Source organism: Frankia sp. CcMO1 (assembly GCF_977945845.1).
The window spans coordinates 1-12,436 of record NZ_CDWTMG010000140.1 but is presented as its reverse complement, the minus strand read 5'-3'; the positions used below and the strand labels follow the sequence as shown (position 1 = coordinate 12,436).

General features: G+C 71.6%; 11 protein-coding genes. 8 read left to right on the top strand and 3 right to left on the bottom strand.

Annotated features, from left to right (window positions below; all coding sequences use genetic code 11):
* The 6 genes from AC08OU_RS16255 to AC08OU_RS16230 form a co-directional block, all read left to right on the top strand.
* Positions 1–204 (top strand): hypothetical protein (locus AC08OU_RS16255; RefSeq protein ID WP_476605233.1); only part of this gene is annotated, 204 nt, incomplete at its 5' end.
* 67 nt (positions 205–271) lie between these two features.
* The gene (gene crtI, locus AC08OU_RS16250; protein WP_476599074.1) at positions 272–1,783 is read left to right on the top strand and encodes a phytoene desaturase family protein; all 1,512 of its coding nucleotides are present in this window, start codon (positions 272–274) and stop codon (positions 1,781–1,783) included.
* A gap of 153 nt (positions 1,784–1,936) precedes the next feature.
* Complete coding sequence (locus tag AC08OU_RS16245; RefSeq protein ID WP_476599076.1) at positions 1,937–3,046, top strand: AAA family ATPase; 1,110 nt, start codon at positions 1,937–1,939, stop codon at positions 3,044–3,046.
* Entirely contained in the window at positions 3,043–4,077 is a 1,035-nt protein-coding gene (locus AC08OU_RS16240) for a DUF58 domain-containing protein (protein WP_462185979.1), read from the top strand. The genes AC08OU_RS16245 and AC08OU_RS16240 overlap by 4 nt, the downstream gene beginning before the upstream one ends.
* Positions 4,077–5,036: a VWA domain-containing protein gene (locus AC08OU_RS16235; RefSeq protein WP_462185978.1), complete on the top strand. Its 960-nt coding sequence runs from the start codon at positions 4,077–4,079 to the stop codon at positions 5,034–5,036. The genes AC08OU_RS16240 and AC08OU_RS16235 overlap by 1 nt, the downstream gene beginning before the upstream one ends.
* Positions 5,037–5,144: 108 nt before the next feature.
* Positions 5,145–6,161 (top strand): phytoene/squalene synthase family protein, encoded by a 1,017-nt coding sequence (locus AC08OU_RS16230; RefSeq protein ID WP_476599078.1) that lies wholly within the window; start codon positions 5,145–5,147, stop codon positions 6,159–6,161.
* Here AC08OU_RS16230 and serS read toward each other — a convergent pair.
* Complete coding sequence (gene serS / locus AC08OU_RS16225) at positions 6,134–7,396, bottom strand: serine--tRNA ligase (protein WP_476599080.1); 1,263 nt, start codon at positions 7,394–7,396, stop codon at positions 6,134–6,136. The genes AC08OU_RS16230 and serS overlap by 28 nt on opposite strands.
* 237 nt (positions 7,397–7,633) lie before the next feature.
* Between serS and AC08OU_RS16220 the strand changes: the two genes are divergently transcribed.
* Entirely contained in the window at positions 7,634–8,512 is an 879-nt protein-coding gene (locus AC08OU_RS16220) for a peptidylprolyl isomerase (RefSeq protein ID WP_476599082.1), read from the top strand.
* Positions 8,513–8,520: 8 nt separating this feature from the next.
* Here the strand turns inward: AC08OU_RS16220 and AC08OU_RS16215 are convergent, their stop codons facing one another.
* Positions 8,521–10,317 carry a DEAD/DEAH box helicase gene (locus AC08OU_RS16215; protein ID WP_476605232.1) on the bottom strand — a complete coding sequence of 599 codons (1,797 nt, stop codon included), beginning with the start codon at positions 10,315–10,317 and terminating at the stop codon, positions 8,521–8,523.
* A 172-nt stretch (positions 10,318–10,489) separates the two neighbouring features.
* On the opposite strand from AC08OU_RS16215, the gene AC08OU_RS16210 reads away from it, so the two are divergent.
* Positions 10,490–11,998 (top strand): helix-turn-helix domain-containing protein, encoded by a 1,509-nt coding sequence (locus AC08OU_RS16210; RefSeq protein WP_476605231.1) that lies wholly within the window; start codon positions 10,490–10,492, stop codon positions 11,996–11,998.
* Here the strand turns inward: AC08OU_RS16210 and cutA are convergent.
* Entirely contained in the window at positions 11,991–12,317 is a 327-nt protein-coding gene (gene cutA / locus AC08OU_RS16205; protein WP_476605234.1) for a divalent-cation tolerance protein CutA, read from the bottom strand. The two genes, AC08OU_RS16210 and cutA, sit on opposite strands and share 8 nt — an antisense overlap.
* Positions 12,318–12,436: the final 119 nt, after the last annotated feature.

Sequence of the window (12,436 nt, the reverse complement as noted above, 5' to 3'; positions counted from 1 at the left end):
GCCGAGAACCCCGCGGCTCGCGCCGCCCGGGTCACCGAGGCCCACGACATCATCGCCGCGAGCGGAGCGGTGGCCGCCGCTGAGGAACGGATCGCCGCCCGGACCGCCACAGCGGTCGAGGCGGCGCGGCGGGCGGATCTGGACGTCACGACCCTCGCCGCCCTGACGGAACTCGCCATGGCGGCGACTTCGCGCTCACATTGAGCAACTGACCACCTCGGTTAACCGCACCATCGACCAGGAAGACCATCGACCAGGAAGCAGGTGGCAGGTGCGCACGGTGACCGGAGCGACGGATCACGTCGTCATCGTCGGGGCCGGTCTCGCCGGTCTGTCGGTCGCGCTGCGCCTGGTCGGCGCCGGCCGGCAGGTGACGGTGCTCGAGCGGGAGGCGACCCCCGGCGGTCGGGCCGGCCTGCTCGCACTGGGCGACTATCGTTTCGACACCGGACCGACCGTCCTGACCATGCCCGAGCTGATTGCCGACGCCCTGGACTGTGTCGGGGAGGATCTCGACCGCTGGCTGTCGCTGACCCGGCTCGACCCGATGTACCGGGGGTTCTTCGCCGACGGTTCGTCGCTGGACATCCGCGCCGACCCCGCCGACACCGCACAGGAGATCCGGGCGTTGTGCGGCCCGGCGGAGGCGGCCGGCTTCGAGCGGTTCGTCGGCGTCGTCACCGCGATGTTCCGCACCCAGCTGCGCCACTTCATCGACGCGCAGGTCGACTCCCCGCTGTCGTTGCTGCGCCCGCAGCTCGCCCGGCTGGCCGCCCTCGGCGGCTTCCGCCGGCTCGACACCGTCGTCGGCCGCCATCTGCGGGACCCGCGGACCCGGCGGATGTTCTCCTTCCAGGCGATGTACGCCGGGCTCGCCCCGCACGACGCGCTGGCCCTCTACGCCGTCATCTCCTACATGGACTGCGTCGCCGGGGTCTACCACCCGACCGGCGGCATGCACGCCGTTGCCGAGGCGCTGGCCGGCGCCGCGGCCAAGCACGGTGCCACCCTGCGCTACGAGACCACGGTGACGCGGGTGGAGGTGCGGGGCGGCCGGGCGGTCGCGGTGCACACCGCGGCGGGGGAGCGCATCGGCGCCGACGTGGTGGTGCTCAACCCCGACCTGCCGATCGCCTACACCGAACTGCTGCCTCCCTCGACGGCGCCGGCCCGTCTGCGCCGCCTGCGGTACTCGCCCTCGTGCTTCCTCCTGCTGGCCGGGGGGCGCGTAGAGTACCCGCACACCGCGCATCACACCATCCACTTCGGCCGGGCCTGGCGGTCGACCTTCCGCGAGATCATCGATCGCGGCGAGCTGATGAGCGACCCGTCCTTCCTCGTCACCACCCCCTCACGCACCGAACCCGCGATGGCCTCGGCCGGCGGCCACACGTACTACGTGCTCTTCCCCACACCCAACCTCACCGCCCCGCTCGACTGGTCGGTGCTGCACTCGCGCTACCGCGACGAGGTGGTCGCCACCTGCGAACGCCACGGCTACCGAGGCTTCGGCGACGCCATCGAGGTGGAGCAGGTCACCACGCCCGCCGACTGGCGGGCCCGCGGGATGGCGGCGGGCGCCCCGTTCGCGGCGGCCCACACCTTTCGCCAGACCGGCCCGTTCCGCCCCTCGAACCTGGCCCCGGGCCTCGCGAACGTCGTGTTCGCCGGCAGCGGCACCCGGCCCGGCGTCGGGGTCCCGATGGTCCTCATCTCCGGCCGGCTGGCCGCGGAGCGGATCCTCGGCGCTGACCGGGGCTACCGTTCCCGCGCCCTGCGCTGACCCGGGACGCACCCCGGCAGCCTGGCACCCCAGTGCCCCGGACATTTCCCAGCGCCGAGAAGTTGCTGAAGAGCGGCTTAGAAGAGGCATCCGGCCAGGCCGTGCCGAGTCCTTTGGCACCCTGTTCCACGATGCGGCTGGGACAATGCTGCCATGGACGAAGGGCACAGCCCGGCCGGCCTCGCCGTACCGGACACCACGTCGGACGCGGCGCTGCTCGAACGCGCCCTGTTCGAGATCAAAAAAGTGATCGTCGGACAGGACCGGATGGTCGAACGCATGCTCGTCGCCCTGCTCGCCCGGGGCCACTGTCTGCTGGAGGGCGTGCCCGGAGTCGCGAAGACGCTGGCCGTGCAGACCCTCGCGACCGTCGTCGGCGGTTCGTTCGTCCGCATCCAGTTCACCAACGACCTCGTGCCCTCCGACATCGTCGGTGCCCGCATCTACCGGGCGAGCCAGGAGACGTTCGACGTCGAGCTCGGCCCGGTCTTCGCGAACTTCGTGCTCGCCGACGAGATCAACCGGGCACCCGCGAAGGTGCAGTCGGCGCTGCTGGAGGTGATGTCGGAGAAGCAGGTCTCGCTCGGCGGGGTCACCCACCGGCTTCCCGAGCCGTTCCTGGTACTGGCCACCCAGAACCCGATCGAATCCGAGGGCGTCTACCCGCTACCGGAGGCGCAGCGGGACCGGTTCCTGATGAAGGTCAACGTCCCCTACCCGAACCCGGCGGAGGAGCTCGAGATCGTCCGGCGGATGGGCACCTCGCCACCGGTCCCCGAGCGGGTCCTGACCCCGGAGGCGCTGACCCGGCTGCAGACCCGGACCGACGAGGTGTTCGTCCATCACGCCATCATCGAGTTCGCCGTCCGGCTGGTGCTCGCCACCCGGTCCCCCGGCGAGGCGGGCCTACCCGAGCTCGAGGGCCACCTGGCCTACGGAGCCTCGCCGCGCGCCTCGCTCGGACTGGTCGCGGCGGCCCGCGCGCTCGGCCTGCTGCGCGGGCGCGACTACGTCGTACCCGACGACGTCGCCGCGGTCGCCCTGGACGTCCTGCCCCACCGCCTGGTGCTCTCGTACGAGGCGCTGGCCGAGGGGCTGACCGCGGACGCGATCGCCGCCCGGATCCTGGGCGTGGTTCCGCAGCCTCAGGTGGCGCCCCGCCAGCAGGGCCCCTCCTACCCCGCCGGTCCGCAGGCCGGCGGGTGGGGGACGAACCCGCGTTCGGGCTTCCCGGAATACCTCGACCAAGGTGCGCCCGGATGACGGACCCCGCGGGCCGGCTCCGGGCCGGCTCCATGTCGGCGACCGATCCGGCGGTGGAGCGGACCCTGCGCCGGCTCGAACTGACCGTGCTCCGCCGTCTCGACGGCATGCTCCTCGGCGATCATCTCGGGCTGCTGCCCGGTCAGGGCAGCGAGAAGGCCGAGAGCCGCGAGTACGCCGTCGGTGACGATGTGCGCCGGATGGACTGGGCCGTCACGGCCCGGACCACCGTCCCCCACGTCCACGATCTCATCGCCGACCGGGAGCTCGAGACCTGGGCGCTGGTGGACCTCACCGCCAGCACCGAGTTCGGCACCGGTACCTGGCAGAAGCGTGATCTGGCGATTGCCGCCACGGCCGCGGTCGGCTTCCTGACCGCCCGCACCGGCAACCGGATGGGCGCGATCGCGCTGACCCAGGCCGGTCCACGGGCGATCCCAGCCCGTCCCGGCCGGGACGGGCTGCGGGCGCTGCTGCACACGCTCATCACCGCGCCTCGCGGCGCGCACGACCGGCCCCGCCGCCGGCCCGACCCGGCGGCGGCCACCAACCTCGCCGCGGCGGTGGAGGACCTGCTGCACCCGCCGCGGCGCCGCGGGCTCGCAGTCGTCGTCTCCGACTTCCTGTCCACCGACCTGCGCTGGGAACGGCCGCTGCGGGTGCTCGCGGCGCGGCATCAGGTGCTCGCCATCGAGATCGTCGACCCGCTCGAGCTGACCCTGCCGCCGGTCGGGCTGCTGCCCGTCGTGGACGCCGAGACGGGGGCGTTCGTCGAGGTCCCGACGTCGTCGCGGCGGTTGCGGGAACGTTACGCCGCGGCCGCCGTCGCCCACCGCAGCGCGGTCTCGCTGGCGTTGCGCCGGGTCGGCGCCGACCATCTGGTCCTGCGCACCGACTCGGACTGGCTGGTCGACATCGTCCGGTTCGCCTCGGCGAACCGGCGCGGCCGGGGCGCCGGCCGCCGCCCGCCCGTGGGTCGGGCCAACCAGAGTGGCACGGCGGCGCCCGCCACCAGTCGGGCAGGCACCTGATGAGCTTCCTGGCCGGGCACTGGCTGTGGCTGTACCTGGGGGTCGGCGCATTGCTGATCGCCTATGTCCTGGTCTCGGCGCGGCGGCGGGTGTATGCCGCCCGGCTGTCGTCGGCGTCGCTGCTGTCCTCGGTGCTTCCCCGCCGACCGCAGTGGTGGCGCCGTCACGTCCCGGCGGCGCTGCTGCTGCTCACCCTCGCCGGGTTGGTGTTCTCCCTGTCGCGACCGGCGCGGGCCGAGCGGGTTCCCCGGGAACGCGCGACGATCATCCTGGCGATCGACGTCTCCAACTCGATGGCGGCGACGGACATCGCCCCGACCCGGCTGGCGGCCGCCAAGCAGGGCGCCTCGGCATTCGTCGACCAGCTCCCTCCCCGTATCAACCTCGGGCTGGTCTCGTTCGCCGGCAGCGCGACGGTCCTGGTGCCCGCGTCCGCCGATCGCGAGTCGGTCCGCGCCGGCATCAGCGGCCTGCAGCTCGGTCCCGCGACCGCCGTCGGCGAAGGGATCTTCGCCTCGCTCCAGGCGATCACCACCGCCGGCAAACGGTTCTCCGACGCGGGGCAGAGCGCGCCTCCGGCCGCCATCGTGCTGCTCTCCGACGGGGAGACCACCCGTGGGCGGCCGAACAACCAGGCGATCGAGACGGCACGGCAAGCCCGTATCCCGGTGGACACCATCGCCTACGGCACCGCCGACGGAACGCTCGACGTCGGCGGTCAGGAGGTGCCGGTGCCGGTCAACGAGCAGGCGCTCCGTGACATCGCGGAGCAGACCGGCGGCTCGTACCATCGGGCCACCTCCGGCGACGAACTGCGTTCGGTCTACCGGGGGCTCGGTAGCTCGATCGGGTACCGGACCGAATACCGGGAGGTCACCACCTGGTTCCTCGGGCTGTCCCTGGGGCTGGGATTCGCCGCGGCGGCGACGTCCCTGGCGTTCGCGTCCCGGCTTCCGTGAAGGGATCGACGCCGACGAGGGGGGTCGACCGGACGTCCCGGGGCAGGTCGGCCCCGATCGGACGGGAGCCGTCGATATTCGCCTCGCTGGGTGGCTACGCTGACTAACGTGGGTCAGCTCGACGCGGCCGGAATCATCGATCCTCGACTACGTTCCTCCTACGCGCGGGCCCGGGCGCTCAATGCCGCCCACGGCCGCACGTACTACCTGGCCACCCTGCTGCTGCCAGGGTGGAAGCGGCCCCACGTCCACGCGCTGTACGGCTTCGCCCGCTACGCGGACGAGATCGTCGACGATCTCGACTCCACGCTGACCGAGGCCGAGCGGGCGCGCTGGCTGCACGAGTGGGGCGGCCGGTTCCTCGCGGCGCTGCGGGCGGGGACACCCGCCGTCGACGCCGACGCTGAGATCGTCGGCGCCGAGATCGTCGGCGCCGGGAGGGACCGGCACCGCGCGGAGGTCTCGGTGCTGCCTGCGGTGGTCGACACCATTCACCGCTTCAAGCTCGATCCGGACCATTTCGCGGCGTTCCTGGCCTCGATGGCGATGGACCTCACCGTGACGGAGTACGCGACCTGGGACGAGCTGACCGTCTACATGCACGGATCGGCCGCGGTGATCGGCCTGCAGATGGTGCCGATCCTCGAGCCGGTGGACGACAGCGCCCTGCCCTATGCCCGCGACCTGGGGATGGCCTTCCAGCTCGCCAACTTCATCCGCGACGTCGGCGAGGATCTGCGGCGCGGCCGCGTCTATCTGCCCCGGACCTCGCTGGACCTGTTCGGGGTCACCCGGGAGCAGCTGGCCGCCGGCATCGTCGACGGGCCGGTCCGCCGGCTGCTGGCCTTCGAGATCAGCCGGGCGCGGGAGCTGTTCCGCGCCGCCGAGCCCGGCATCCGCCTGCTGCACCCAACCTCACGCGACTGCCTGCGGACGGCATTCGTCCTCTACCGGGGCATCCTCGACGAGGTCGAGCGCGCCGACTACCGGGTGCTCGAACGCCGCGTGTCAGTCGGGCTCCCGCGCCGGCTGGCGGTCGCCGGGCCCGCCCTGGTCCGGGCCGCCCGGGCGCGTCGCGGCCACGGCCACGGGATGCCTCAGATCAGCTCACGGCCCCCCAGGTAGGGCCGCAGCGCCTCGGGAACGCGCACCTCGCCGTCGGCGGTCTGGAAGTTCTCCAGCAACGCCGCCAGCAGCCGTGGGGTCGCCACGGCGGTGTTGTTGAGCGTGTGCGCGAAACGCACGGTGCCGTCGGTGTCGCGGTAGCGCAGGTTCGCCCGGCGCGCCTGCCAGTCGTGCAGCGTCGAGCAGCTGTGCGTCTCGCGGAATCGGCCGAGCGAGGGGAACCAGGTGTTGATGTCGTTCATCCGGAACTTGCCGACGCCCATGTCCCCGGTGGCGCATTCGACGACCTCGTAACACAGTCCGAGGTCGGACAGGATCCGCTCGGCGGTGGCCAGCAACTCGGCATGCCAGCGGGCCGACTCGGCCTCGTCGGCGGCGCACAGCACGAACTGTTCGACCTTCTCGAACTGGTGGACGCGCAGCAGACCGCGGACGTCCCGGCTGGCGCTGCCGATCTCCCGGCGAAAGCACGGCGAGATGCCGGCGTAGCGGATCGGCAGGCGGCCCACATCGAGAATCTCCCCGGCATGCAGGCCGACAAGGGCCACCTCGGCAGTCCCCGCCAGGTAAAGCCCGTCAGCGGGGATCGCGTAGATCTCCTCGCGGGCCTTGGGTAGCATCCCGGTGCCGACGAGCGGCTCCTCCCGGACCAGGGCGGGCACCGACACAGGGATGAAGCCCAGCCCGCGCAGCAGGTCGAGCGCATAGGAATGCACCGCGCGCTCCAGCATGACCATGTCACCGACGAGGGCGTACGCCCGCTCCCCCGCGACCCGCCGGGCCCGGGCGAACTCCGCCCACCCTCGTTTCTCGGCCAGTGCCGTGTGGTCGAGCGGGGTGAAGTCGAACTCCGGCGGCTCGCCGACGGTCCGCAACACCACGTTGGCCGACTCATCGGCTCCCACCGGCGCACCCGGCCACGGGATGCCCGGCACCAGCAGCATCAGCTCGGACAGCCGGGCCCCGGTCCGGGCCAGCTGCTCGCGCAGGTCCTTCAGCTGGCGGTCGAACGCCTCGTGCTCGGCCCGCAGCTCGGCCCGCCGGGCCGCGTCGGCCCCGGCGAACTGCTTCGCGAAGCTCTTGCGCCGAGCCTGCGCCTCGTCCACCTCGAACTGCAGTTTGCGATTGTCCCGGTCGAGCTGTAGCAGTTCATCGACATCCAGATCAATGCCTTTGGCCGCGACCGCGTCTTTCACGGCCTGCGGATTCTCCCGGATAAAGCGCTTATTGAGCATAGAATCGCGTCAGCCTCTGATCGGTACCGCATTGTGCTTTGCGGTAACGCTACCAGCCGTCCGGCCCGCTCACCGGTCCGCTCCCGGCCCGGTAGGCACCCGCCCCGGCAGGCACCATGCGGGGCGATCCGCCGCTCACCGGTTACGGTGCACAGACCACGCCAGAACCAGACCGCACCAGAACCAGACCATGCCAGAAGCAGCAGACCACATCAGAAGCGAGGGAGGCCGGCGACGGTGGCCAGTTCGAGGGAGCGACGTCAACGCGAGCTCGCCGAGGCCCGGGCGGCCCGACAGACGGAGCGGCGCCGGCTCGCCCATCGCCGCCGTCAGCAGCGGCTCGCGGTCGTCTCCGGATTCATCGCGATCGTCGTCGCGGCGTCGACGATCGCCGCGATCCTGCTCACCGGCAAGGACGACCACCCCGACGTGGCCGCCGCCGGTGTCACGACCACACCCACCGCGACCGCACCCACCGCGACCGAGCCAACACAATCGGCCGCCCCCCGGCAGACCAGCAGGGTCGGGCAGTGCACCTACACCTCCAACGGGGAGACCCCGGCCCGCGGCGCCACCCTGCCGGCGGCCGCGGCCACCGTCGACACGTCCCCGGCGACAATGGTGATCACCACCGGCGCCGGCACCATCACGGCCGCCTTGGACGCTCAGAAGGCACCATGCACGGTGCACGCCCTGCGCACGCTCGCCGGCGCCAGGTACTTCGACGGCACCGCGTGCCACCGCCAGACCGGAGGCGCCGACGCGGGCATCTCGGTCCTGCAGTGCGGCGACCCCACCGGCACCGGCAACGGCAGCCCGGGGTACGGGTACGCCAACGAGAACACCCAGGGCGTGACCTACGACCGAGGCGTGCTGGCGATGGCGCACAGCCAACTGCCGGACAGCAACGGCAGTCAGTTCTTCATCAACTACCAGAACCCGACCCCGCAGGGCGCGGCGGCGCTCGCCGGCAATTACACCGTCTTCGGGAAGATCACCAAGGGACTCGACGTGCTCGACAAGCTCACCGGGCCCGGCGTCGAGGGCGGCGGCTCCGACGGTGCCCCGGCGAGCAAGCCGAAGATTCTTTCGATCACGATCGCCCAGGGCGGCTGACCCGCCGGTCAACCGGCCCAGCGGCGGATGGTGTCGATGCGGGCCTGGAGCTGCGCAGCGGTGGCCTGGCCGCTCGGCGGGCCGCCACAGGTCCGGCGCAGCTCGGCGTGGATCATCCCATGGGGCTTGCCCGTGCGGTGGAAGTGTGCGCCGACAAGCCGGTTCAGCTCCTTGCGCAGCTCGCCGATCACCTCGTGCACGGGCCGGGTAGCCGCCTCGGCCGCCGGCTGCACGCCCTCGCGGGCCGGCGGGACGGCCGGGACCGAATCGTCGGCACGGGCGGCGGCACGGCGCGTGGCGGCCTGCTGGGCAGCCTCCCGCTGGCGCAGCAGGACCGCGACCTGATCGGGCTCCAGCAGGCCCGGCAGGCCCAGAAAGTCCTCCTCCTCGATGGACCCGGGGGCCGCCGGGGTGCCGAACTCGCCGCCATCGAAGATCACTCGGTCGAGATGGGCCGAGGATCCCAACGCCGTGAACAAGGTGTCCGGCTTGTCGGGGGTGTCTTTGCGCCGGTTGGCGTCCCGCAGCGCGTCGTCGTCAAAGGCGTCCGGATCGCGCGGGGACTTCTCCAGAGCGTGGTCCCGCTGGACCTCCATCTCGCCGGCTAGCGCCAGCAGGGACGGCACGCTCGGGAGGAAGACCGACGCCGTCTCCCCGTGACCGCGGCCCCGAACGAACCGCCCGACGGCCTGGGCAAAGAACAGCGGGGTCGACGCCGAGGTCGCATAGACCCCGACCGCGAGGCGGGGCACGTCCACGCCCTCACTGACCATCCGTACCGCCACCATCCACCGGTCGGCCGACCGGCGAAAGTCGGCGATCTTGGTCGACGCGGTCGGGTCGTCGGAGAGGATCAGCACGGGCGAGGTGCCGGTGATCCGGGTGAGCAGCACGGCGTAGGCGCGCGCGGCCGCGTGATCCGTGGCGATGACCAGCCCGCCCGCGTCGGGCATGCCGCCGGCCCGCACCTGGGACAGCCGGGTGTCGGCGGAGGCGAGCACCGCCGGCATCCAGTCCCCGCCCGGATCGAGCGCGGTGCGCCACGCGGCGGCGGTCTGCTCGTTGGTGAGCGGCTCCCCGAGCCGGGCGCTCAGTTCCGCGCCGGCACTGGTCCGCCAGGTCATCTCACCCGAGTAGGCAAGGAAGAGCACCGGGCGGACGACCCCGTCGCGCAGCGCCTCGGCATAGCCGTAGGAGGAGTCCGCGATGCTGCGCATCACCCCGTCGGGGCCCGGCAGGTAGGTGACGAAAGGGATCGGGTTGACGTCGGAGCGGAACGGAGTACCAGTCAGCGCGAGGCGCCGCGCGGCCGGGGTGAATGCCTCCCGGATCGCCTCACCCCATGACAGCGCGTCACCGGCGTGATGGATCTCGTCCAGGACAATCAGAGTGCGGCGCGCGGCGGTCCGGGCGCGGTGCAGGGTCGGATGCGCCGCCACCTGGGCGTAGGTCACGGCGACACCGGTGTAGTCGGAGGATGTCACCCCGGCCGAGTTGCGGAAGTCCGGATCGAGGTCGATACCAACCTCCGCCGCGGCCACGGCCCACTGGCGTTTGAGGTGCTCGGTGGGCGCGACGACGGTGATCCGACTGATCTCGCCGGCAGTGAGAAGGTCGGCGGCCACCTGCAGGGCGAAGGTTGTCTTCCCGGCCCCCGGGGTGGCGACCGCCATGAAGTCCCGGGCGCCCGACGACGACCGTGACCGGTGGGTCTCCAGGGCCGCACGCTGCCACGCGCGCAGCGGTCGGGCTGGGGGAACGGGACGTCGTGGACGAGGGCTTCGGTCGAGGGGGCCGGCTCTCACGCCATCACACTCTAGAAGGCGACACTCGGCGAAGACGCTGGCGGTCGCAGGCGCGTCGGAATGACCACACTTTTGCCGTAGATGGTCCCGAAGGGACCACGCCCGAGCATGACCGTCTTATCTCACAGAGGGTTAAGCTCCTGGAGTCAACCGATTGACTTCGGAGGCTCCGATGCAGCTCACGACCGGTCCTTCGGCAGTTCTCCGCGCACCGGTGGCCTCCGCGCCAGCACCTGAGGTATCCGGTGGCGGCAGGATGCCCGCCACCCGCACACCCAACATCCGGCTGCGGCTGAGCCGGGAGGAACGGGGCTGGTCGCAGGAACGGCTCGCCACCGAGATCCGTCGGTTCTCCGTCATCCACGAGGGTCGCGAGGCCGGGGTGACCGGCAACATGATCTGCAAGTGGGAGAAGGGCGACAAGAAACCGAGCCTGCGTTATCAGCGGTTGTTGCGGGCGCTATTCGGCCGGTCGTCGGCGGAGCTCGGTTTCGTGGACGACGAAGCGATTCCCGCCGCCACCGGAGCACCGCTGGGCGGAACCAGTCAGGGTACGGCCGTCGCCGCGTCGATGAACCTTGAACAGGCGGCCTGCGAGACGGGCGCCGCGGGCACACTCGTGCTTCACCCCGGCGCCGACATGATCGACACGAACGGTATGCCCGTGGAACGTCGGGACTTTCTCCGGCTCTTCGCCGCGGCGGGCAGCGTCGCCGTCGTGCCCATGAACGGCGTCACGGACACCCCGCCCTGGGAGCGCCTCTCGGCGGCGCTGCGCCGCCGCAGCACGGTGACCCCGGAGCTCGCCGACGAGCTGGGCCAGCTCACCGCGGGGCTGTACGGCCTGGAGGAGCGCGTTCCCGCCCGGATCCTGATACAGCGGGTCACCGGGCATCTGAGCAGGCTCAGTCAGCTGCTGGAGACCATGAGCCGGTCCCCGGTGCGCCGTGAGCTGACCTCCACCGCCGGGGAGACGGCGGCGCTCGCCGGATGGCTCTCGTTCGACATGAACGACCTGCCCGCGGCCGTCGCCTACTACCGGGTGGCCATCGAGGCCGCCCGCGAGGCCGACGACAACGCCCTGTGGGCCTGCGTGCTCGGTTACGAGAGCTACCAGACCGCCAGCCGTGGCCGCCACGACCAGGCCTGCGCGCTGCTCGGTGAGGCCCAGCGACGGGCCGCCACGGGCAGCACGGTGATGACCAGGGCCTGGCTGGCTGCCCGGGAGGCTGAGGAGCAGGCCGCCCGCGGCGAGGGCCGGGCGGCGCTGGCCGCCCTCGACCGTGCCCAGGATGCCTTCGACCGGGGTGAGAGCAACGGGGACCGGGTCTGGACGCAGTTCTTCGACCGGGGCCGGCTCGATGGCCTGAAGGTCACCACCTACACGCGGCTACGGCGACCCGCCGCGGCCTACGCCGCGGCCACCGAGGCACTGCGGGCGGCCGCTCCCGGTGCGACGAAGAAGCGGTCGTTACTGATGAGCGACATCGCGGAGGTGCACATCCAGCGGCGGGAGATCGAGGCGGCCTGCCACTTCGCGGCCGAGTCCCTCGCGATCGTGGCCCAGACGGACTTCTCGCTGGGCCTGGCCCGTATCCGCCGCGCCCGGGAGCACCTGCGGCCCTGGCAGCACACCCAGGCCGTGCGCGGGTTCGACGAGCAGCTGCGGGCACTCACCTGACGGTGGGTGCCGTCTCGGCGCTGATCCAGCCCAGATAGTCGGCATGGCCGGCGACGATCGGCGTCGCAATGATCTCGGGATTTTCGTAGGGGTGGAGGACCACGAGCCGCTCATGTAGCTCGTCGAATCGTTCGGTGGTCGTTTTCGCCAGACAGAGCCATTCCTCGGCCTGCTCGATCTGGCCCTTCCAGCGGTAGGTGCTGCTCATCGGCCCGATCACCTGGAAACAGGCGACCAGACGCGCCTCCACCAGGAGCCTGCCGATACGGTCAGCGCTTTCCCAGGAGTCGATACTCATGATGACCTGAAGGTAACCCACGCGCACTCCCATCTCTAAAACGATGGATACGCAAGATACCCTACATCGATCAGTGGCGGTAGCCGTTGAATTTACGGTGTCCGGTAGGATCGTCCGTATTCTCCGCGCCCCATGCCGGG

Bases quoted from the DNA above. Each gene is read 5' to 3' on its own strand.
- AC08OU_RS16245 (WP_476599076.1), top strand. From the start codon at position 1,937: ATGGACGAAGGGCACAGCCCGGCCGGCCTCGCCGTACCGGACACCACG.
- AC08OU_RS16240 (WP_462185979.1), top strand. From the start codon at position 3,043: ATGACGGACCCCGCGGGCCGGCTCCGGGCCGGCTCCATGTCGGCGACC.
- AC08OU_RS16235 (WP_462185978.1), top strand. From the start codon at position 4,077: ATGAGCTTCCTGGCCGGGCACTGGCTGTGGCTGTACCTGGGGGTCGGC.
- serS (WP_476599080.1), bottom strand. From the start codon at position 7,396: ATGCTCAATAAGCGCTTTATCCGGGAGAATCCGCAGGCCGTGAAAGAC.
- AC08OU_RS16210 (WP_476605231.1), top strand. From the start codon at position 10,490: ATGCAGCTCACGACCGGTCCTTCGGCAGTTCTCCGCGCACCGGTGGCC.